We start from the raw sequence: 20,668 nt of genomic DNA on the forward strand, positions 1-20,668 counted from the left end.
GATAAACGCATGGGCGGCAATCGGCCCCCGCCCGCCAATGGCGGGCGAAAGCTGTCCAGATATCGATTGACGCGGCGCAGTACTCAGGCAAGTCCCAGCTGGTGAATGGCAAAGTCGCGCAACCGGTTTTTCTGGATCTTGCTCGAGCCCGTCATGCCGATGCTTTCGAAGTCTTCGACAATGCACAGATAACGCGGCACCTTGAAATTGGCGCAGCGTGCCTTGCAAAAAGCGATCAGGTCTTCGCTGCTGGCCGCGGCTCCCTGCTTGAGGGTGACATAGGCCGCAGGGACCTCTCCCAGTCGCGGGTCCGGGACGCCGATCACTTGTGCCAATTCGATAGCAGGGTGTTTGAGCAGCACCTGTTCGACTTCCAGCGGCGAGACATTCTCGCCACCGACACGGAACATTTCCTTGAGTCGACCGATGAACTTCAGGCGTCCGTCCGCCGACAGCGTTCCGAGGTCTCCGGTATGCAGCCAGCCATCGCGCAAGGTGGCCGTTGTCTGATCGGGAAGCTTGTAGTAACCCTTCATCAGGCTCCAGCCGCGGGCGCAGATTTCGCCGGGCTGGTCGAATGGCATGGGCTCTGCGGTGACCGGATCGCGGACCTGGATGTCGAGCCCTGCGTGGGTGGTCATGGAGCCGTTAAGGCGTAGATCCAGCGGTTCACGGTAATCGGAAAAGACCAGGTTCGGTGACGCTTCCGAGAGGCCGTACGCGTTGCAAATGTCCTTCGCTCCCATCTTCTCGACGACGTCATGGAGGATCTGCGGACTGGCTGCCGCCCAGCCTCCGCGCAGGCACAAGCGATGAGTATTGAAGCCAGGTTCGGCGAGCATCATCAGAAACATGGTGTCGTTACCCGAGGTCAAGGTGCACTGCTCACGCGCCATGATCGCCAGCGCCTGGGCTGGATCGAACGTCGCGGCGGTGACCAGGGTCGCACCATGAACCAGTGCGACCAGCAATGACATGGTACTGCCGGCCACATGGTAAAACGGTCGAGGACTGAAGTAGCGATCCTCCGAGCGCACGCCCATGCGAACCGCCACGCACTTGGCGATCCCGAGCATAGAGGCATGGCTGAGCATGACTCCTTTTGGAAAGGCGGTGGTGCCCGAGGTGAACTGGATCAACAACGTATCGTCGGACTCTACGCGCGTGCGTGCTGCCGTCAATTCAGCGGGCTGGATATCGGTGCCGAGCTGAAGAAAGGCGGCCTCGCTCAGTGCAGCTCCTGGTACTCGTTGGCCAAAAACTACCAAGTGCTGCAAGAGCGGCAGTTTTTTTCCCGGCAGCGTGGTGTTTATCGCCGGCTCGACGTCGCCGAGCATGCCGACAAAGTCGATCTTGTCGAGAAAGGTATCGACGCAGAACAGTGCCCGCACATCTTCGTGGGCCAGGCCATAACTGAGCTCTTCGCCACGGAAACGGGTGTTGAACGGCACGCAGACCAGACCGAGCGAAGCGGCGGCGTACCAGAGCACCGCCCATTGCACGGAGTTGCCCATCAGCAGGCCAATATGTTCGCCCCGTTGCAGGCCCAGCCCGAGCATGGCGCGAGCAACGCTGTCTACCTGTTCGAGTAACTGGCCGTAACTCAGGCGACCGTCTTCGGCGATCAATGCGTCGTTGTCGGGGTGCTGCCGCGCAATGTCATTCAATACTGACCAAAGCGGACCGGGCAGCGGAGAAGTCGATACAGTCATGGGGATTCCTCAGACGAAAGATGTCATGCCGGCACGCCAGGTGCCTTCAGTCAGGTTGTCCTCGATGGCGAGGATCTCGTGGGCCAGGGCGCCGAAGCGACTGTCATCGGCGCCTTTGTCGATGGTCCGCTTGGCGCTGCGAATGGCATGGGACGGTGCCGAGGCGATCTCACGTGCCAGGCTCTCGACATAGCGATCGAACTCGGCATGAGGCAGCACTTGATTGACCAAACCAATGGATTTGGCTTCCTCGGCGCTGACTTCTCGCCCCGTGAACATCAGCTCCTTGGCTATTCGCCGGCCCACAATGCGTGGCAGCCGTTGAGTCGCGCCAACGGTGCCCCAGCGTGCCTCCGGGTAACGGAAGCTGGCCTGGTCACTGGCGACGATGAAGTCACAGGCGCTGGCAATTTCGCAGCCGGAGCCCACCGCCGGGCCCTGGACGACCGCGATCACCGGTATCGAAAGGTCTTCCAGTGCGGCATACAAAGCGAAGGCCTTGATGCGTCGCGCACGGATCTGGTCTTCATCCATCTCCTTGCGCTCCTTGAGATCGGCACCGGCACAGAACACCGGCCCGTTGGCGCGCACCAGCAACAGATGAATATCGTCGCGCTTGCCAACCTCACGAATCGCCAAGTGCAGCTCAAGGCAGAGTTGCGTATTCAAGGCGTTGCGTGCCTGAGGGCGGTTAAGGGTCAGGGTGGCGATATTTTCCACCACGGTGAGAGTGACAACCGAGGACAGATCAGGCTGAGTCATGGCTATACCGCTCCGGAACGGTGTAAGGCTTCGATGTCTTGCGGGTTGTAACCCAGGTCTTGCAACACCTGATCGGTGTGCTCGCCCAACAGTGGCGGGCGATTGGCCGCCGGGTTGTCGTAACCGTTGAACTGAAACGGCAACTGAATGGCCGGGAAGCGTCCGCCCTCTGGATGCTCGAAGTCAGCAAATACGCCGCGTGCACGCAGGTGTGGGTCGACCACCACCTCGTCGAGGGTTTTCAGCGGCCCGGCAGGTACTCCCGCTGCGTCACAGGCAGTGCAGAGCTGATCGCGGGTCAGCAGGGCGATGGCGTCGGTCAAGGTCGCCATCACTTCATCGCGGTGCAGAACACGGCCACTGTTGTGTTGCAGGCGAGGGTCCGTTCCCAGCGACTCGAGGCCGAGCAGGGCGCAGAGCGGATGCCAGTGCTGATCGGCGCCGGTGATGTGCACGTAACCGCCATCGGCACAGCGGAAACTGGCCGACGGGACGCGGCCGGGGTGCTCGGTGCCCAAACGCTCGGGCACCTCATCCAGTGCAAAATAGCGGGCAGCCGCCAAGGCCAGCAGACTGATTTGTCCGTCAAGCATGGAGAAGTCAAGGTAGGCGCCCACGCCTTCTTTTTGTCTGCCCTGGAGCATGGACACGATACCCAGCGCAATCCACAACCCGGAGCTCAAATCCGAGACCGGTATCCCCGGTTTAACCGGACCGCCATCTTTCTCGCCAGTCAGGCTCATGATGCCGCTCATGGCCTGGAACACGGTGTCGTAACCCTTGCGGCTGGCATAGGGCCCGGTCTGCCCAAACCCGGTGCAGGAGATATAGAGCAGGCGCGGATTGAGCGCCTTGAGCACTGGCCAGTCCAGACCGTAGCGCTTGAGCGTGCCCACCGGAAAATTCTCCAGGATCACGTCGGCTTCGCAGGCCAGTTTGCGGACGATTTCCTGGCCTTCAGTCGTGCGCAGATTGACGGTGATCGATTCCTTGCTCCGATTGAAGGCATAGAAATAGGCGCTGCGCTCACGGCCCAGTGCCTCGGCTTGGGCATCCTCGTCGAGGTGGTCGACGTTCTCGTCTGCCTGACGCACAAAAGGCTCATAGCCACGGGTCTCGTCACCGTCGCCCGGTTGTTCGACCTTGATCACGCGGGCCCCCAGTTCAGCGAGTATCATGCCGGCAAAGGGGCACGCCAGCACACGGGCCAGCTCAACGACCGTTACACCTTCCAGGGGTTTCATGACTGCAACTCCGTTTGGCGAAAGGCACGCATCTGCGCATTCAATTGCTGACCGATCTTCAGGCCTTCGCTGAAGGGCAATTCGGTCACCCGGTGGAAAATGCCCTTGGTGGCCTGCATCGCCTGCACCGGATGGGCGGCGATCTGCCGGGCCAGGGCGCGGGCCTCGCCAAGCAAATCGGCGTCGGCCACGACCCGGTTGACCATGCCCAGCTGCCGAGCCTCATGGGCATCCAGGGTGCGACCCGTGGCGACCAGGTCGAAGGCGGCTTTGCGCCCGACATGCTCGACCAGCCCGGCCATGACAATCGCCGCGACGATGCCGTGCTTGACCTCCGGATAGCCGAAGCGTGCACTTTCGCCCGCCAGCGCCAGATCGCAGGACAGCGCCAGGCCGCTACCGCCGCCCATTGCGTAGCCATTCACGGCTCCGATCACCGGCTTGCTCATCTGCTTGACCAGCCCCTGCAACTCGGTGGTCAGCGCGGCGCGCTGCTCGACCAGCGGTTGATTGTCCGGGGTCAGTACCGTGAACTCGCGGGTGTCGGCACCTGCGCAGAAACCACGACCGGCACCGGTGACGATAACCACCCGCACCGATGTGTCGGCATCGGCCTCCTTCAGCGCCTGGACCAGCCCCTCGGTGAGTGCAAAGTTCAAGGCATTGAGTTTGTCCGGGCGGTTCAGCGTCAGCGTCTGTACGCCATCCCGGGTTTCGCGCAGAACGACCTGTTGTTCGGTCATATAAAGTGCTCCTGTCAGGGTTGCATGGCGCGCAGGCGGGCAAGGGCCTGTTCGAGTTCTTCAATGAGGGAGTGCATGATGGCCGCGGCGGGCAGCAATTGATGGATCAGTCCGGCACTTTGCCCGGCTTCCACTTTGCCGTTGTCGACATCGCCATCGAATGAAGCCTGTTTCAGGCTGGCCGAAGCCAGCAGTGCCGCATAGTCATCGGGAGCCACCTGTGGCATGCCGTCGCGCTCGGCCAGGGCAACACGCTCGGTAAAAGCGTTGCGCACGCTGCGCACCGGTAACGATCCGCGCCCGACCAGGACGGTATCGGCAATGTCAGCGTCGAGAACCTTCTGCTTGTAGGCCGGATGAAGGTTCGCTTCCTCGGACAACATGAAGCGGGTACCCAACTGCACGGCATCGGCACCGAGTGCGAGCAGGGCGGCAATGCCGTAACCGTCGGCGACCCCGCCGCCGGCCACGAGCGGGCAGTCGACCTCCTGCAAGACCCGTCGTACGTTGACCAGCGTGCTCACTTCATTGGCGGGCGGATGACCGCCTGCTTCGCTGCCGACCACGACCAACCCATCGACCCCTGCTGCGGCTGCCTTGCGTGCGTGCTCGACGAACGCGACAACGTGCAGCCAGGTGGCGCCGTAAGCCTTGAAACGTTGCAAGTGCGCCTTTGGCGAGCCTTGGCTGGCAACGATCACCGGTACGCGTTCGGCCACCAGCAGGTCCAGGACTTCATCTGCGCCTTTGCGATACAGCGGGATATTCACCGCAAACGGTTTATCTGTCAGCTCACGCACCTGGCGCAGTGTGCTGGCCAGGTCGGCCAGGCGCATCGGCCCTGCGGCGATAACGCCCAGGCCACCGGCATTGGACACGGCGGCGGGCAGGGCTGCGCAACTGGACGCCCAGCTCATGCCGGCCTGAATGATCGGGTAGCGGATGCCGAGCAAACGGGTCAGGCGGGTGTCGATCGACATGCTTCATTCCTCATCATCATTCTCCGGACTCAGGTTGTACGGATTGTTTTTCTTGAGTTCGCCGTAGTACTCGAGGCTGTTGCTGTAGACGCGCTGCATCAGTTCACGCAGTTGCTTGAGCTCGTTGGCCGATAAGCCGCTCAACATGCGTTCGTTTCGTTCCAGGGAGTCTTCGAGGATCCGGTGGACCATCGCCTTGCCTTCCGCACTCAGGCAGAGCAGTGCGCTACGCCCGTCCTCCGGGTTGGGTTGACGCTCGATCAATTCCCGCTTGGTCAGGTTGGTGACGATCCTGCTCATCTGGCTTTTCAATACGCTGGCATGCTTGGCGACTTGGACCAGAGGCGCCTGGCCGAGGTAATCGAGAATCGCCAGGGTTCGCCACTCAAGCACCGTGATAGCGAAATGCGCGGGGATGGTCATGGCGGCGATACGACTCGACAGGCCGGCCAGACGTTGCAGCTGGACAGAGAACAGGTCGCGCATGTCCGTGGTGATTTCAGGGTCTCGAGCGGCGGCTGCTGTGGTTTTTTTCATAAGGCACCGAAGGGCTATCTAGGGGAAGGAATCAGCCTCTCATTGTTCGGGAGTCCGGACCTGGGCTCAACCGCTAAACCGCGATTGCTCGCGCAGTTGCGCCAGGCTGGCATCCAGACCTTTGCCAAAAGCCTCCAGCACCACGTCGACTTCCGCGGCGGTGATGATCAGCGGCGGTGCGAACACTACGCTGTCGTTCAACGAGCGGGCCGTGACTCCATTGGCTTCGGTGTTCTTCGACACGCTCAAGCCGACCTTCCAGTCTTTCGGGAAGGCCGCCTTGGTGGCTTTGTCCGCCACCACCTCGACGCCCCACATCAGCCCGGCGCCGCGTACCTCGCCCACCAGCGGATGGTCGGCCAGCTTGCGCAAGCCCGCGCCCAACCGGGCACCGACGTGTTGCGCGTGCGCCGGAAGTTGCCGTTCTTCGTAAATATTCAGGCATTCCAGTGCGACGGCGGCCGGGACCGGATGGCCGCCATAGGTAAAACCGTGGCCGAAGATGCCGATTTTTTCGCTCTGGCTTTTCATTGCCTGATACACCGGCTCGGAAATCATCAGTGCGGAAATCGGCAGGTAGGACGCCGAAAGTGCCTTGGCGCAGGTGATCATGTCCGGCTGCAAGCCGAAGGTTTGCGACCCCCACCAGTTTCCGGTGCGGCCAAAGCCGCAGATCACTTCATCGGCCACCAGCAAAATGTCGTGACGCTTGAGCACCTGCTGGATTTTTTCGAAATAACCGGCCGGTGGCGTGATAACCCCGCCGGTGCCCATCAGGGGTTCGGCGAAAAAGGCCGCAATGGTGTCGGCACCTTCGTGCTCGATCAGCGTTTCCAGCTCGGCGGCCAGGCGGGTGGAGAAGTCCTCTTCAGTCTCGCCTGGCAACCCTTCGCGGTAAAAGTGCGGGCAGGTGACATGCAGGAAACCCGGGAGCGGCAGGCCGAAATCCTGATGCAAATGAGCCAGGCCGGTGAGGCTGGCACTGGCGATGGTGGTGCCGTGATAAGCACGATTGCGACTGATGATCTTGCGCCGTTGTGGCTGGCCGAGGGCGCTCCAGTAGTACCAGGCCAGCTTGATCGCGGTGTCGTTGGCTTCGGAACCCGAACAGGCGAACAGCACTTTGGACATCGGCACCGGCGCCAGCGAAATCAGGCGCTCTGCCAACTGAATGGCCGGCTCGGTCGAGCGATGCGCAAAGTTCTGGTGGTAGGGTAATTGCTTCATTTGGCGCAGCGCCGCAGCTTCCAGACGTGCTTCGCTGTAACCCAGCGCAGCGCTCCACATGCCGGACATGGCGTCCAGATACTGCTTGCCCTGGTCATCCCAGGTATAGATGCCCTCGCCACGCACCATCACCGTCGGGCCGACCGTTTCATGGCTGGCAAGGTTGGTCTGGCTATGGATGTGATAAGCGATGTCGCTGGCGTGCAGTGGGTTGGACATGGCGGTTCTCCGTTCGGGTTGCGATTGGCGCATTGAGTGCAATCGTCGTTGATTGGGTGGCTTCAATATGGTTGACAATGTGAATCATGTGGTTCATGTTGTCAACCATCTTCTGGCGCTTCATGCCGTGAAGAGAAACGACCGCAGACACGGTCGGGCTGGTGCAAAGCTGCTCCAAGGTTTGATCTTTATCTCTGCCTAATAACAAGTCCGCGCTCATCGGGCGCTAGAAACAGGAGATGGCAAATGTTCGACACCCTGAAATTTTCAGCAGTAAGGCGGCATCTGTTGGCGGTTGCGGGCGCAGCGTTGATCGCGCCGCAGGTGTGGGCGGCCGATCCGTCTACAGTGACCGTCGCCGGCTACGGTGGTGGTTTGCAGGATGCGTTGATCGCCACGTTGTGGAAGCCGGCTGCGGAAAAGGCCGGTTTGAAGCTGCGCACAGAGTCCCATGACGGACAACCCGCCGTGCGCCTGCAGGTGCAATCCGGCAAGCCCGCATGGGATGCCATTCATATCGGCGCCAACGACTGCGCGGCGTTGGCCAAGCAGGGGATGCTCGAACCGCTGGACTACTCCGTGATCGATGCCAACGGTGTCCCGAGCCTGGCGCGGGATAAAAACTGGATCGCGACCAACAGCTATTCGGTGGTCATGGGCTGGCGGACAGACAAATTCAAGGAAGGCCCGAAAAGCTGGAAAGAGTTTTGGGACGTGAAGAAGTTTCCGGGTCGCCGTGCGCTTTCCGTAGCGCCGGATGAAATGCTTGAAGTGGCCTTGCTCGCCGATGGTGTGCCGCGAGATCAACTCTACCCGCTCGATATCAAACGCGGCCTCGCATCGCTGGAAAAGATCAAACCTCATGTCGCCGTCTGGTGGACCTCCGGTGCTCAATCCGCGCAACTGATCAAGGATGGCGAAGTCGATCTGATCGCGATCTGGAGCAGCCGCGTCGACTCCGTGGTGAAGGACAAGGCGCCGGTAGCCTATACCTATGAAGACGGTCTGCTGGGTTATGGCTGCATGGCCATTCTCAAAGGTGCCGGGAACGTGCCAGGTGCACAGAAGCTGATCGCCAATTCCGTCTCCGCGCCGATCCAGGCCCGGATCGCGACCATGATGGGTTACTACGGCCCGACCAACAGCCTGGCCTTCGAGCAACCCGGTGTCCCGGCCGACGCGCTGAGCAGTTCAAACATGTCGCCAGCCAATCGGGCCAGGCAAACCCTCATGGACGCTCGGTGGTGGGGCGAACACATCGGTGATGTCCAGGAAGACTACAAAGAGTTGATTGCACGGTAAACGGTGTTTTATGGAGGTCGGCGTTATGCAAGGCAATATAGCGATTCGGGATGTCTATAAAGGTTACGGGTCGTTCACCGCAATCGATCATGTTTCCCTGGACGTCAATCCTGGTGAATTCCTGACGCTTCTGGGCCCGTCGGGGTCGGGGAAGACAACCTTGCTCAATGTGTTGGCGGGCTTCATCCGCCCGGATTCGGGGAGCATCAAGGTCGATGGCGTAGAGTTCCTGACCTGCCCGCCGCACAAGCGGGACATCGGCATGGTGTTTCAGAACTACGCGCTGTTCCCGCATATGACCGTTGCAGAAAACGTCGCTTATCCCTTGCGCTTGCGCAAGGTCAGCGGTGCGGAGCGAACCCGCAGGGTCAAGGCTTCCCTGGAAATGGTGCAGATGGATCACCTCGGCGAGCGCGGGATCCATCAGCTGTCAGGCGGCCAACGGCAGCGCGTTGCGTTAGCCAGGGCAATGGTGTTCGAGCCGAAGATCATGTTGATGGACGAACCGCTCTCGGCGCTCGACAAAAACCTGCGCGAGCACATGCAACTGGAGCTCAAGCGCCTGCACGCCCGACTGGGCATGACCACGATTTATGTCACCCACGATCAGAAGGAGGCGCTGACGCTCTCCCACCGCATCGCGGTGTTGAACAAGGGCAAACTAGCGCAACTGGATACACCGGACGCGCTCTACGAGCGACCGCAGAATCGTTTTGTCGCGGGCTTTATCGGCGAAAGCTGTTTCTTCCCTGTGGAAGAGGGCGGGGATGCCGTGCTGTTCCAGGGGCGGCCGCTGAAGTTGCCGCCGGGAACGCCCCTCAAGCAGTCGCAACCGCGGGTGTTGATGGTACGCCCCGAGCGTCTGCAATGGCAGGTTCCGACCGACGCCAGCGCGATGAACCGGATCGACGCCGTGGCCCGTGATGTGGTTTATCAGGGCGACAGCTATCACGTCGGTCTGGTGCTGTCCGACGGCAGCGAGCTCACGGCTCGCCACCAGAAAGGATTCCGCGACGTAGCGGTACCGACACCCGGTGCTGCGGTTCAGCTTTGGCTGCATGCCGAAGACACCTTGCTGGTGACGGAGGGTGCATGAATGCCGATCTTCCCCCTCGTCAAAAGCTCCAGAGGGTCAAGCCGATGAAAGAAGTCAGTCTCTATACTCGCACAAGGGACAGGGGCGCCAGCGGCGAAGACCCGATGGTCCGTCGCCTGGCGATGGCCGAACTCAAGGAACGCTGGGCCCTGCTGTCCTTGACGCTACCGGGTTTCATTCTGGTCTTCCTGGTGCTGGCGGTGCCGCTGGGCTGGCTGTTCTGGCTCTCTGCGTTTGACAGCAATGGCGCGCTGACGCTGGACAACTACCTGCGCCTGTTACGGCCGGTGTACCTGAGCAGTTTCCTCATCACCTTCCAGATGGCGTTCTGCGTCACGCTGGTGTGTGTGCTGCTGGGGTATCCGCTGGCCTACCTGCTGTCGCAACTGCCCGACCGCGCCAGCCAGATCTGCATGGCCTTCGTCCTGCTGCCGTTCTGGACCTCGATTCTGGTGCGCACCTACGCCTGGCTCGTGTTGTTGCAGCGCCAGGGGGTGATCAACAACTGGCTGCTCGACCTGGGCCTGATCCATGAACCGCTGGCGCTGGTGAACAACTTCTTCGGTACCGTCGTCGGCATGGTGCACGTCATGTTGCCGTTCATGGTGCTGCCGCTTTACGACAAGATGAAAAACATCGATCCGCTGTTGATGTCGGCAGCGGCCAATTGCGGTGCCACGCCGTCCCAGGCATTCCGTCAGGTCTTCTTGCGGTTGTCGCTGCCTGGCCTGGCGTCGGGCATCACGCTGGTCTTTGTGATCTGCCTGGGCTTCTACCTGACCCCGGCATTGTTGGGCGGTGGCAGGGTGTCGATGTGGTCGATGAAAATCAGCGACACCATTGCCCTGTACGGCAACTGGGGGGCGGCGAGTGCGTTGGGTGTGGCCTTGCTGGTCGCCACGGTGCTGATCCTCTGGGGGATGCGCAAACTGTTCGGGCTTAATGGACAAGGGAGGACCGACTGATGTTCAAGCTCAATCAAGCGGTGACGCCGACGCAGATCACCCACGCGCACCGGCTCTGGTTATACGCGCTCGTCGGGTTGATCCTGCTCTTCCTGATCATTCCGTGCCTGATCGTCATTCCGATGTCGTTCTCCGCGTCGCAATACCTGGAGTTTCCGCCCCGGGAATGGAGCCTGCGCTGGTACGAGGCTTACCTGGGGTCGCCCGAGTGGATGATGGCGACCTGGGTCACGGTGAAAGTGGCGGTCATCTCGACCTGCATCGCCACGGTGCTGGGCACGCTGGCAGCCTATGGCCTGTCGCAGGTGCGCGGCAGCGCGGCGAAGCTGGTCAACAGCCTGATGATGCTGCCGATGCTTGTACCGATCATCCTGGTGGCGGTCGGCGTGTTCTTCGTCTATTCGCGTACCGGGCTGAACAACTCCATCACCGGCCTGGTATTGGCTCACAGTGTGCTGGCGATACCCTTTGTGCTGATCGCCGTGGGCAATGGCCTGCAGGGCTACGACATGAATCAGGAAATGGCGGCACGCAGCCTGGGCGCTTCGCGGCCCTGGGCTTTCCTGACAGTGACCTTGCCGCAATTGCGCTTGTCGATCTGTTCCGGCGCGCTGTTTGCCTTTATCGCTTCATTCGATGAGGTGGTCATTGCGCTGTTCATCGTTGGCGGTGAAAGCTCGACGCTGCCCCGGCGCATGTTTGCCAACATTCGCGATCAGATCGATCCGACTGTGGCCGCGGTGTCGACCTTGATGATTGTGCTGTCGATCCTCCTGCTGGTGGCGATGCAGTACATCAAGCGTCTGGAGCGTCGTCAGCAACACTGATTCGCTACGCGGGTGCCCATAAAAAAACGCATGGACCCGGGTCCATGCGTTTTTTTTCGGCCCTACGAGTGCAGCGCTGTTACTCGAAGTAGATGGTTTTCGCCGAATCGTATGCCGGAGCGTCGAAGCTGATGAACAGCGCCGATTGCTTGCCTTCGACGTAATACTTGTGTGGGACATTCTGCGGAATGGAAACGTAATCGCCTTGCTTCAGGATGCGATCTTCAGTCGGGGTCACGACCCGCGCGCTGCCGCTGAGAAGAATCAGCGAGTGATCGGCGTCAGGGTGACTGTGATTTTTCAGCTCGGAGAACATCTCCACCAGATTGACGCGCTTTTGCGGCGTCTTGATCAAGGTCCAGCCACGGTCACTGGGGTCATTCCAGCCAGGCGGGCTGGCCATGACCGCTTGCTGTTTCTTGACGACTGGCGTGGGGCCATTGGTTGGCGTGGAGAAATCGACGGCAGTGGCCTTCGCCATGTCGATGGTGGGCACATCAAAACCCAGGAGCAGGACTTTCTCCTTATCCAGCGGCGTCATCCGATAAGCCTGTCCCGGCGGGATCGCCAGGTAATCGCCGGCTGCGAGGGCCACTTCCCGGTCCGCGAAGCGAACCTGCACGTTGCCTTGCAGCACGATCAGCGTGCGCTCGCCGATGTCATGCCTGACCACCGGCGTCTGCTGGTCGAGCTGCACCAGGGTCGTGCGCGACAGGGCGGTCTTGTGCATTTCCCAGATGTGCTGGCCCAGCAGTGTTTCGCTCGCCGGGCCGCTGATCAAATCGTCACGTTCGACCAGCAGCAATTTATCACTGGCGAACACGGGCGTCGAAAGCAATAACACGCCGCAGAACAACCGTAGCTGGCGGGCAACCGGATTGAGACTGAGCATTTTTATACCTCTTCTTCAGATGATGTCGCTTGGGGGGAATGGGTGTTCAGCAGTGGATTCAGCCCGCTGCGCAGCACCCGGCTGTGCAGTTCGCGACCGAGAGCGGCTTCACATTCGGCCGCCACGTCAAGCAGGCGGTCCAGGTCGATACCGGTGCGCACGCCCATTGACTCCAGCAGGTTGATCCAGTCTTCGGTGCTGACGTTGCCGGTATGGCCGCCGCCATACTTGACCTTGGCCGGATGTCCGCCGACACCCCCGAAGGCGCAGTCGTAATGGGTGACCCCGGCTTCCAGGGCCGCGACGTAATTCACCAGTCCGGTCGCGCGGGTGTCGTGGAAATGAGCGATCGGAGTGATCTCGGGAAACGTCGCCAGCACCGCACTGAACAGGCGTCTGGTGCTCTGTGGCGTCGCGACGCCGGTGGTATCGCCCAGGGTGACGAACTTCACCCCGCGCCTGGCAAACCGTTCGACATCCGCCAGTACAGCGGCCTCACTGACGCGCCCTTCGAACGGACAGCCGAACGCCACGGAAATCGTGCCGATCAGGCGGAATCGATTGAGGGCCTTATCGGCCATCTGTTCTATGTTCAACCATTGATCTTCGCGGCTGCGCTTGAGGTTTTTCAGCGAGTGCGACTCAGAGGCGGATACCAGCAGGCTGATTTCATTGGCACCGTGGCCAGCGGCGAGGTCGCTGGCCGCTCGCTCCACTGCCCGCACGTTGGCGCAGGTCGCTTTATAGAAAACCCCGGCACGCCGTTGCAGCGTCGCCAACAGCGCGCTGGCGTCGGAAAATTGCGGAATCACCGCGGGGTTGGAGTAGGAGGTTGCTTCGATCCGTTGAAAGCCGATTTGAGCAAATCGCTCCACCAGTTGGCGTTTTATCTGGGTAGGCAGAAAGTCCGGTTCGTGCTGCAGACCGTCGCGGGCGAAACATTCACACAGGATGACGTCTCTCATTGGGGCCTCAGAGGTGATCATGAAACATGGTTGACATGGTGAACCAAATTTACGAGTATATGGTTGATAGTGTCAACCTGTTACTGCGTTTTCAGGACCGCTGATGCAGGGTCGATGCCTGCACCATCGCCTGCGTCCAATGACCTTTTCCGAGGAGTGATCCATGTACACCGACTTGTTGTTCTACATCGACGGCCAATGGACTGCCGGCAGCGCCGGCAACACGGCGGCGGTTCTCAATCCGTCGACGGGGGAGACGCTTGGGCAGTTGCCACTGGCTTCGAGCGACGATCTCGATACGGCACTGGCTGCCGCTGCCAGCGGATTTGAAACATGGTCTGCGACGTCTGCCTTCGACCGCTCGGGCATCCTGCGGCGAGTGGCTGCACTGGTACGTGATCGCCATGCGCTGATGGCCGAGTGCATGACGCTGGATCAGGGCAAGCCGCTGGCGGAATCGACCATGGAAGCCAAAAGCGCGGCGGACCACATTGAGTGGTATGCGGAGGAGGGGCGGCGTGCCTATGGCCGTATCGTGCCCTCACGTCACGCAGCGGTACGCCAGTTGGTGGTGCGCGAGCCGGTCGGCCCGGTAGCGGCTTTCACCCCGTGGAATTTCCCTATCAATCAGGCGGTGCGCAAGATTGCAGGGGCGCTGGCGGCGGGTTGCAGCATCATCATCAAAGGTCCGGAGGAGGCGCCTGGCGCCGTGATCGAACTGGTGCGCTGTTTCCACGATGCCGGTGTACCCAAGGGCGTGCTGAACCTGGTGTTCGGTAACCCGGCACACGTTTCCGAGTACCTGATCCGGTCGCCGGTCATCCGCAAGGTCTCGTTCACCGGTTCGACGGCCGTGGGCCGGCAGCTTGGAGCCCTGGCGGCGACGCATTTGAAACTGACGACAATGGAGCTGGGTGGCCACGCGCCGTTTATCGTTTGCGCAGATGCCGATGTGGAAGCCGCCGCTGCGTTGGCCTGCGCCCTCAAGTTCCGCAATGCCGGACAGGTGTGCGCTTCGCCCTCGCGCTTCTATGTGCATGACGACGTGTTCGATCTGTTCGCCCGGCGATTTACCGAACTGGCAGTGCAATTGAAGGTGGGCGACGGTTTCGACCCCTCCAGTCAGATGGGGCCGCTGGCGAACGCCCGGCGCTTGATGATGGTCCAGGAGTTGATCGCCGATGCCCGGGATCTGGGCGCCACGGTGCTGACCGGCGGAAACCGCATCGGTGCCACCGGGCATTTTTTCGAACCGACGTTATTGACCGACTTGCCGAAGCAGGCGCGGCTGCTTAATGAAGAACCCTTCGGTCCGGTGGCCCCGTTATTGCGTTTCAATGACCTGGACAGCGTGATCGCGCAAGCCAATAGTCTGGAGTACGGGCTGGCTGCGTTTGCATTCACCCGCTCACTGAAAACGGCCACCGAATTGGGCAATCGCCTGCAAGCCGGGATGGTCTCGATCAACCACTTTGGTCTGGCCCTGCCGGAAACGCCGTTCGGCGGCATCAAAGCCAGTGGTCACGGCAGTGAGGGCGGGACTGAAGGCCTGGATGCCTATCTGACGACCAAGTTCATCAGCCAGGCGGGGCTCTGAAGTTTAAAGAGACCCCGGTAACGGGGTGCATGGCGCACTGGGGAGGCGGTTGATCCCTGGCCCTATAGCGTTGTCGCAAGGCAACCCCGGGACCGCCCGGCCCACGAAAACCGGGCGGTCACGGGTTGATTGGTGCGGGGCAGCATCCGAAGCCAGTCAGGACTTCGACCCGCGACCTCTTTAATTGTCCAGATAGCTTTGAACGCTATCCAGATACCAGTTGACGAAGTCGATGACCTTTTTCTCATCATTCGAAGAGTACGGACCCGGGACATAGCCCGCGCCCTGCACGCCACGGAAGTTGTTCTCGGCCAGCCATTTGTCCTGGTCGTTGGTCGCACTCCACAAGGCGGTCAGATGCGGCAGTTCGTAATCACGACCCTCCACCGCATCCTTGTGCACCAGCCACTTCGCCCGCACGTGCGTGGTGCCGACATCGATCGGCCAGGCCTCGAAGGTGAAGGCGTGATCCCGTAGGGCATGGCTGAACGCGTTCGGCTCGGTGGCCCATCGCAACGTGCCGATGTTGCCTTCTCCGGTGGGAATCAGCAGTTTCGAGCAGGCGTAGCGTCCATCCAGCGTGAGGGATTGGACGCCGTCCTTGATCGGGAAACGCAGGATGTCGAACCACGGACCTTCGGCCGGACCATTGATCAGCCCGTTGCTGCGGCAGATGTCCTCGAAGTGGGTCATCCAGTCTGGCTGGCCTTCAAAGTAATCGTCTTCGGTGGGATCGCGGAAGGACGACAGCAGCTCGGGATGCCGTGCGCTGCAGTGATAGCACTCCCGACCGTTCTCCATGACCAGTTTCCAGTTGGCGTGTTCGGGCAGTACCGCGGCGTGAGCGATCTTGGCGTTTTCCAGATCATGGGGCGCCAGCATCGGTTCGATCTGGCGGCGGAATTCGCCGAAGTCAGGCACGTCATCAGACAGTGCGATAAAGATCACGCCGGCCACCACTTCGCATTGAAGCGGGATAAGACTGTGCCGGCTTTGATCGAAATCGGCCGGCATGTTTTTGGCGAAGATCAGGTTGCCTTTAAGGTCGTAGGTCCACTGGTGATAAGGGCAGACCAGGCGCCGAGTCGAGCCTTTTTCGCTGGTGCAAATCATCGAGCCGCGATGCCGGCAGGCATTGAAATAAGCACGCACCGAACTTTCCGATTCACGGATGATGACGACGGATGTTTTGCCCAGCTGCACGGTGATGTAATCGCCGACTTTGACGACTTCCGCCAGATGCCCGGCCTGTAGCCAAGAACGTGCGAATACCGCTTTCATCTCGAAGTCGAACACGGCCTCGGACGTGTAGAGCTGTTGCGGCAAGGTGTGACCCCGTACGCATTGCCCAAATAGATCGGCCATTGCACTGCGTGCGAGCGTGCTTGCATTGCTGTTGTGGCTGCAGCCTGTCATCTCCATTCCTCATCAAGTATCGCCGGCACGGGCGTTCATTATTTTTATCCCGCCGGGTATCTGTTCGAGAGGCCGGCTTTGGTCTGAAGCCTGCTTTTTATAAGGCATGCACCTGCCCCCGCCAAACGAAAACGCGGCATGGCAGTCATTCCGTTTTTCATGGGTTCGGCAGGCTATTCCACGAGGGAATCGGCGCATGTCAAACGTTCCTTTGCGGTGGTTGTGGGGGACATTCACTATTGAAATCGCAGCGTGACCCGTAGAACAACAATCAAGAGCGGACTCGATATGAATACCTTCGCGCAATCCACTACTGCGCAGACCTGGAACAACGGCCGGCATCTCGTCCGTTGTGTCAGGACTGTTCAAGAAACACATGACGTTCGAACGTTCAGTTTCGTAGCCGAACAGCCGCTGATGTTCTTCTTTAAACCGGGTCAGTTTGTCACCCTGGAGCTCGAGATCGACGGCGAACCTGTCATGCGCTCCTACACGCTATCCAGTTCACCCTCGCAGCCCTATAGCTTTTCCCTGACCATCAAGCGCGTGCCGGGTGGCAAGGTCTCCAACTGGCTGCACGATAACCTCGGGGAAGGCGATCAACTGGCAGTGCACGGCCCGTCGGGTCAGTTCAACGCCATCGACTTTCCGGCGGACAAGGTGTTGTTGCTCTCCGGCGGTGTCGGCATCACCCCGGTAATGTCCATGGCACGCTGGTTCTTCGATACCCATGACGCGGTGGACATGGTGTTCGTGCATAGCGCGCGCACGCCCAGGGACATCATCTACCACCGCGAACTGCGCCACATGGCATCGCGCAGTGAGCAGTTCAAGCTGCATCTGGTGTGCGAAAGATACGAGACTGGCGAAGCCTGGGCCGGCTATCGCGGTTACTTCGGGCGAGCGATGCTCGACCTGATGGCGCCCGATTTTTTTGCGCGGGAGATCTTCTGCTGTGGCCCGACGCCCTACATGTCGGCGGTCCGGCAGCTTCTGGAGATGGCCGGTTTTGATATGCGTCGCTATCACGAGGAAGCGTTCGCTCCACCTCCCGCCAAGGCGTGCAAGCCGATCGCCGAAGCCCCGGAGCAGGTGACGCACCTGGTAGCGTTTTCCCGCAGCGGAAAAAGCGTGCGCGTGACGCCGGGCGAGACCTTGCACGCGGCGGCCGGCAAGCTTGGTCTGCATATTCCCAAAGCCTGCGGCATGGGCATTTGCGGCACCTGCCTGGTACTCAAAAGCGCCGGTGAGGTGGTTCTGGAGCACAAGGGTGGCATCAGTGACGAGGAGTTGGCGCAGGGCTATGTGCTGTCCTGCTGCAGCACGCCAAAAGGCGATGTGACCATCGATTATTGAACGCTGCAACAAATTGCCCAGGTGAATGTTTGGCAGTACCCTCAAGCGCTTCCGATAAAGCGTCTGATCGATAGGGATCTGTCCATGAGCTCGAAGAAGTTGCCGCCCTTGAGTGCCATCGTGGCCTTCGATGCAGTCGTACGGCTCGGCACTTTCACCAGGGCGGCCAGCGAACTCCATCTGACCCAAAGCGCTGTCAGCAAACAGATCAAACGCCTGGAGCTGAGCCTCGGTACGCCTCTGTTCGAACGCAAGGGCAACGATGTGATTCTCACCTCCAGCGGCGCCGTGCTTTATCGGGCGGTGACCCAGAGTCTTCAGTGCATCAAGGAAGCGGTGCAGCAGATCGATGACTGTCTGGCGCCGAGCCTGTCCATCAGTGCCAGTTCCGGCATCGCCAGTTATCTGGTCATTCCCATGATTTCCCTGTTCCGCAAATCTCATGCCCAGATCGATGTGCGGGTGGTTGGCGCACAAGATCGTTTGAACATGAAGGGTGCCGACACCGATTTCGCCATCGTCTACGGCGATGGCAGCTGGAAGGATCTGCGGGCGCACCGTATCGCGGAGGAAGAGATTTTTGCCATCTGCACGCCAGAATACCGTGACGAACATCGTATTCGATGCCTGGCCGACCTGTCCCACTGCGACCTGATCGAACTTGAGTCCAACGACCCGGCAACAATCTCCACGCGTCAGTGGATGCGTCAGGTGGGGTACCTGGGGGCGCACAAGGGCTCGATCATTCGAGTGTCCAGTTATGACCTGGCGATCAAGGCGGCTCTCGCCGGCGAAGGTGTTGCACTTGCCTGGGCGGAAGCACTTCCCGACGAACTCCGCACCCGGCAGCTATGCCGGGTTTGCGACGAGACGTTGAAGACCGGGCTAGGTGAATACCTCACCTGCCCGGCAGCGCGTGAGCTGACGCCAATGGCGCAGACGTTGTGGGATTGGGTAGTCGCCACTACAGCGCAACAGCTTGTGCGCGACTGATCGCCATTCCTCAGGCATCCGTCGGGAGGTGTTGCGCCTTGGCGGCGTTTGCATGCGCCTGACGCATGCAGTGCACAAGGAAAATGCGCTTTTGCCAATCCCTTGCCGCGGGTAGTTTGGACCTGCACACGGACTTTGCCGTCCATCCCTTCCAACAAGAACAACGTCTGAGGGAAAACCATGTCCATACCGTCGAACAGCATCAGCGGCACCTTGTCGCCCAGTGCTTCATCCGTGGTCGCCAGTTCCGGCGCCTGGACCACGCTTTTTATTCTCACCGCGGTGTATGCGATCAATATCGCCGACCGCTATGTCCTGTCCACTCTGATCGAACCGATCAAAAACGAGTTTCAACTCAGCGACGCCTCGGTCGGCTTTCTTACCGGTGTGGCGCTGGCGATCTTCTATGTAGCCGCTGGCCTTCCGCTGGGGGCGCTGGCAGACAGGACCAACCGCAAGCGCATGATCGGCGCGGCGGTGGCGGTCTGGTCGGCCATGACCGTGTTCTGTGGCCTGAGCAGCAGCTTCTGGCAACTCTTGCTGGCGCGTATCGGTGTTGGTATCGGAGAGGCAGGCGGCACACCCCCTAGCCATTCGATCATTGCCGACAAGTTTCGACCTAAACTGCGCGCCTTTGCCCTGTCGGTTTACGGTATCGGCGCCAGTGTCGGTGCCTGGTTCGGTGCATCAGGCGCGGGTTACCTGAATGACGCCTATGGCTGGCGCACCACGTTGCTGGTCTTCGGGCTATGCGGACTGCCGTTCGCCCTGTTGGTATGGCTGTGCATCCGCGAACCGAAGAGGGTGCACGATGAGGGCATCAGCCCTGACATCCACAGCGAAAACACCAGCTTCAGGGAGACATTCCGATACACACTGCAGAGCCGGGCGCTCTTCCACCTGATCGCCGGGGCCACTGTAGTCACCTTCTGGGGGTGGGGCATTCTCTGGTGGACAACGTCCTTCCTGGTGCGTACCTACTCGATGTCGGTGGGTCAGGCGGGCGGCATGCTCGGGCCGATCCATGGCCTTGCCGGTACCGCGATGATGGTGATCACCGTGCTGGTGATGCTGCTGTTGCGCAGCAAGCCGATGCACCAGCAATCGAGCTTCGTGGCCTGGACGACGCTGCTCGGCACGCTGTTCTCCATCGCCCTGTTCGCCACCGACAGGCTGGAGATCGCGCACGTCCTGCTCTGGCTCTTCATACCGATCACCTACATCTACATCGGCCCTTCCATCGGTCTGCTGCAGAACCTCTACCCCGCGGGCATGCGCGCCAAGGGTTCGGCCATCCTGCTGTTTACCGCGAACATCGCCAACCTCGCGATCGCGCCACAGCTCGTTGGCCTGCTGTCTGACTTCGTCGCGCCACGCATCGGCAATCCGGCCGAGTCGTTGCGCTACGTGCTGCTGGGCTGCGCCTTCACCGGCCTTTGGGCGGCCTACCACTATTGGGCTTGCGCCCGGCACATGAAAAGGGAATCGCTATGAACCAGCCACTCAGTGTCAACGAAGCGCAGGTGCGCTATAGCCAGCGACCGCTCTCCGGCAATGCCCGGGTCGAAATGGGCTGGTCCATCGCGCAAGACGATGACGGGCCGTTGCTGGCCGGATTTGCGAAATGGGACGGGGATGAGTCGCCTTACAAGACGCTGAACTACGACGAGGTGATGATCGTGCTGGAGGGGACGTTCGGCTTCCAGCTGGAGTCCGGTGAACGTTTTGAAGGCGGGCCCGAGACCACCTTGCGGATCCCCAAAAACACCGCGGTGAAGTATTTCGGCTCGAAGGCGAAAGTCTTCTTCGTCATCACACCGCCAGGCGAGTGACGG

Annotated in this window: 19 protein-coding genes; 9 read left to right on the forward strand and 10 right to left on the reverse strand. The window is 60.6% G+C overall.

Going from position 1 to position 20,668, the window contains the following annotated elements; all coding sequences use genetic code 11:
* Positions 1-83 precede the first annotated feature (83 nt).
* From J2W17_RS27610 to J2W17_RS27640, 7 genes are all read right to left on the reverse strand, one after another.
* A complete protein-coding gene (locus J2W17_RS27610; RefSeq protein WP_307342310.1) occupies positions 84-1,712 on the reverse strand; it encodes an AMP-binding protein in 1,629 nt (542 codons plus the stop codon).
* A gap of 9 nt (positions 1,713-1,721) precedes the next feature.
* Positions 1,722-2,474, reverse strand: a complete 753-nt coding sequence (locus tag J2W17_RS27615; RefSeq protein ID WP_307342313.1) for an enoyl-CoA hydratase/isomerase family protein — start codon at positions 2,472-2,474, stop codon at positions 1,722-1,724.
* 2 nt (positions 2,475-2,476) lie between these two features.
* Entirely contained in the window at positions 2,477-3,718 is a 1,242-nt protein-coding gene (locus J2W17_RS27620) for a CaiB/BaiF CoA transferase family protein (RefSeq protein WP_307342316.1), read from the reverse strand.
* Entirely contained in the window at positions 3,715-4,461 is a 747-nt protein-coding gene (locus J2W17_RS27625; RefSeq protein WP_307342318.1) for an enoyl-CoA hydratase/isomerase family protein, read from the reverse strand. The genes J2W17_RS27620 and J2W17_RS27625 overlap by 4 nt, the downstream gene beginning before the upstream one ends.
* Positions 4,462-4,475: 14 nt before the next feature.
* The gene (locus J2W17_RS27630) at positions 4,476-5,441 is read right to left on the reverse strand and encodes an NAD(P)H-dependent flavin oxidoreductase (protein WP_307342321.1); all 966 of its coding nucleotides are present in this window, start codon (positions 5,439-5,441) and stop codon (positions 4,476-4,478) included.
* 3 nt (positions 5,442-5,444) lie between these two features.
* Positions 5,445-5,978, reverse strand: coding sequence for a MarR family winged helix-turn-helix transcriptional regulator (locus J2W17_RS27635; protein WP_307342324.1), 534 nt, complete (start codon positions 5,976-5,978; stop codon positions 5,445-5,447).
* A gap of 66 nt (positions 5,979-6,044) precedes the next feature.
* On the reverse strand, positions 6,045-7,424 hold the full coding sequence (locus J2W17_RS27640; RefSeq protein ID WP_307342327.1) for an aspartate aminotransferase family protein: 1,380 nt from the start codon (positions 7,422-7,424) through the stop codon (positions 6,045-6,047).
* 246 nt (positions 7,425-7,670) lie between these two features.
* Here J2W17_RS27640 and J2W17_RS27645 point away from each other — a divergent pair, with 246 nt between their 5' ends.
* From J2W17_RS27645 to J2W17_RS27660, 4 genes are read left to right on the forward strand one after another with little or no spacing between them, the layout of a single operon-like run.
* A complete protein-coding gene (locus tag J2W17_RS27645) occupies positions 7,671-8,726 on the forward strand; it encodes an ABC transporter substrate-binding protein (protein ID WP_307342331.1) in 1,056 nt (351 codons plus the stop codon).
* A 25-nt stretch (positions 8,727-8,751) separates the two neighbouring features.
* Positions 8,752-9,822 carry an ABC transporter ATP-binding protein gene (locus tag J2W17_RS27650; RefSeq protein ID WP_307342334.1) on the forward strand — a complete coding sequence of 357 codons (1,071 nt, stop codon included), beginning with the start codon at positions 8,752-8,754 and terminating at the stop codon, positions 9,820-9,822.
* Entirely contained in the window at positions 9,819-10,787 is a 969-nt protein-coding gene (locus tag J2W17_RS27655) for an ABC transporter permease (protein ID WP_307342337.1), read from the forward strand. The genes J2W17_RS27650 and J2W17_RS27655 overlap by 4 nt, the downstream gene beginning before the upstream one ends.
* Positions 10,787-11,614, forward strand: a complete 828-nt coding sequence (locus J2W17_RS27660; RefSeq protein ID WP_307342341.1) for an ABC transporter permease — start codon at positions 10,787-10,789, stop codon at positions 11,612-11,614. The genes J2W17_RS27655 and J2W17_RS27660 overlap by 1 nt, the downstream gene beginning before the upstream one ends.
* 79 nt (positions 11,615-11,693) lie before the next feature.
* On the opposite strand, the gene J2W17_RS27665 is transcribed toward J2W17_RS27660, so the two are convergent.
* Positions 11,694-12,506 (reverse strand): cupin domain-containing protein, encoded by an 813-nt coding sequence (locus J2W17_RS27665; RefSeq protein ID WP_307342344.1) that lies wholly within the window; start codon positions 12,504-12,506, stop codon positions 11,694-11,696.
* A 2-nt stretch (positions 12,507-12,508) separates the two neighbouring features.
* Complete coding sequence (locus J2W17_RS27670) at positions 12,509-13,471, reverse strand: hydroxymethylglutaryl-CoA lyase (protein ID WP_307342347.1); 963 nt, start codon at positions 13,469-13,471, stop codon at positions 12,509-12,511.
* A gap of 163 nt (positions 13,472-13,634) precedes the next feature.
* Here J2W17_RS27670 and J2W17_RS27675 point away from each other — a divergent pair, with 163 nt between their 5' ends.
* Complete coding sequence (locus tag J2W17_RS27675) at positions 13,635-15,068, forward strand: NAD-dependent succinate-semialdehyde dehydrogenase (protein WP_307342350.1); 1,434 nt, start codon at positions 13,635-13,637, stop codon at positions 15,066-15,068.
* 180 nt (positions 15,069-15,248) lie between these two features.
* Here J2W17_RS27675 and J2W17_RS27680 read toward each other — a convergent pair whose 3' ends face one another.
* The gene (locus J2W17_RS27680; RefSeq protein WP_307342353.1) at positions 15,249-16,433 is read right to left on the reverse strand and encodes an aromatic ring-hydroxylating oxygenase subunit alpha; all 1,185 of its coding nucleotides are present in this window, start codon (positions 16,431-16,433) and stop codon (positions 15,249-15,251) included.
* A 339-nt stretch (positions 16,434-16,772) separates the two neighbouring features.
* Here J2W17_RS27680 and J2W17_RS27685 point away from each other — a divergent pair, with 339 nt between their 5' ends.
* The 4 genes from J2W17_RS27685 (at position 16,773) to J2W17_RS27700 (ending at position 20,665) form a co-directional block, all read left to right on the forward strand.
* A complete protein-coding gene (locus J2W17_RS27685) occupies positions 16,773-17,840 on the forward strand; it encodes a hybrid-cluster NAD(P)-dependent oxidoreductase (RefSeq protein WP_307342356.1) in 1,068 nt (355 codons plus the stop codon).
* Positions 17,841-17,924: 84 nt separating this feature from the next.
* A complete protein-coding gene (locus J2W17_RS27690; RefSeq protein ID WP_307342358.1) occupies positions 17,925-18,833 on the forward strand; it encodes a LysR substrate-binding domain-containing protein in 909 nt (302 codons plus the stop codon).
* Positions 18,834-19,013: 180 nt separating this feature from the next.
* On the forward strand, positions 19,014-20,327 hold the full coding sequence (locus J2W17_RS27695; RefSeq protein ID WP_307342362.1) for a spinster family MFS transporter: 1,314 nt from the start codon (positions 19,014-19,016) through the stop codon (positions 20,325-20,327).
* Entirely contained in the window at positions 20,324-20,665 is a 342-nt protein-coding gene (locus J2W17_RS27700) for a hypothetical protein (RefSeq protein WP_154855613.1), read from the forward strand. Before J2W17_RS27695 ends, J2W17_RS27700 begins: the two co-directional genes overlap by 4 nt.
* Positions 20,666-20,668 lie beyond the last annotated feature (3 nt).

The sequence above is a fragment of the Pseudomonas lini genome (assembly GCF_030812475.1).
GTDB classification, from domain to species: Bacteria; Pseudomonadota; Gammaproteobacteria; order Pseudomonadales; family Pseudomonadaceae; genus Aquipseudomonas; species Aquipseudomonas lini_A.

Excerpts from the sequence above, each read along its gene's own strand:
- J2W17_RS27675 (WP_307342350.1), top strand. The coding sequence starts at position 13,635 with ATGTACACCGACTTGTTGTTCTACATCGACGGCCAATGGACTGCCGGC.
- J2W17_RS27690 (WP_307342358.1), top strand. The coding sequence starts at position 17,925 with ATGAGCTCGAAGAAGTTGCCGCCCTTGAGTGCCATCGTGGCCTTCGAT.
- J2W17_RS27695 (WP_307342362.1), top strand. The coding sequence starts at position 19,014 with ATGTCCATACCGTCGAACAGCATCAGCGGCACCTTGTCGCCCAGTGCT.
- J2W17_RS27630 (WP_307342321.1), bottom strand. The coding sequence starts at position 5,441 with ATGTCGATCGACACCCGCCTGACCCGTTTGCTCGGCATCCGCTACCCG.
- J2W17_RS27700 (WP_154855613.1), top strand. The coding sequence starts at position 20,324 with ATGAACCAGCCACTCAGTGTCAACGAAGCGCAGGTGCGCTATAGCCAG.
- J2W17_RS27670 (WP_307342347.1), bottom strand. The coding sequence starts at position 13,471 with ATGAGAGACGTCATCCTGTGTGAATGTTTCGCCCGCGACGGTCTGCAG.
- J2W17_RS27655 (WP_307342337.1), top strand. The coding sequence starts at position 9,819 with ATGAATGCCGATCTTCCCCCTCGTCAAAAGCTCCAGAGGGTCAAGCCG.
- J2W17_RS27685 (WP_307342356.1), top strand. The coding sequence starts at position 16,773 with ATGAATACCTTCGCGCAATCCACTACTGCGCAGACCTGGAACAACGGC.
- J2W17_RS27645 (WP_307342331.1), top strand. The coding sequence starts at position 7,671 with ATGTTCGACACCCTGAAATTTTCAGCAGTAAGGCGGCATCTGTTGGCG.
- J2W17_RS27635 (WP_307342324.1), bottom strand. The coding sequence starts at position 5,978 with ATGAAAAAAACCACAGCAGCCGCCGCTCGAGACCCTGAAATCACCACG.
- J2W17_RS27650 (WP_307342334.1), top strand. The coding sequence starts at position 8,752 with ATGCAAGGCAATATAGCGATTCGGGATGTCTATAAAGGTTACGGGTCG.
- J2W17_RS27660 (WP_307342341.1), top strand. The coding sequence starts at position 10,787 with ATGTTCAAGCTCAATCAAGCGGTGACGCCGACGCAGATCACCCACGCG.
- J2W17_RS27615 (WP_307342313.1), bottom strand. The coding sequence starts at position 2,474 with ATGACTCAGCCTGATCTGTCCTCGGTTGTCACTCTCACCGTGGTGGAA.
- J2W17_RS27625 (WP_307342318.1), bottom strand. The coding sequence starts at position 4,461 with ATGACCGAACAACAGGTCGTTCTGCGCGAAACCCGGGATGGCGTACAG.
- J2W17_RS27610 (WP_307342310.1), bottom strand. The coding sequence starts at position 1,712 with ATGACTGTATCGACTTCTCCGCTGCCCGGTCCGCTTTGGTCAGTATTG.
- J2W17_RS27665 (WP_307342344.1), bottom strand. The coding sequence starts at position 12,506 with ATGCTCAGTCTCAATCCGGTTGCCCGCCAGCTACGGTTGTTCTGCGGC.
- J2W17_RS27680 (WP_307342353.1), bottom strand. The coding sequence starts at position 16,433 with ATGGCCGATCTATTTGGGCAATGCGTACGGGGTCACACCTTGCCGCAA.
- J2W17_RS27640 (WP_307342327.1), bottom strand. The coding sequence starts at position 7,424 with ATGTCCAACCCACTGCACGCCAGCGACATCGCTTATCACATCCATAGC.
- J2W17_RS27620 (WP_307342316.1), bottom strand. The coding sequence starts at position 3,718 with ATGAAACCCCTGGAAGGTGTAACGGTCGTTGAGCTGGCCCGTGTGCTG.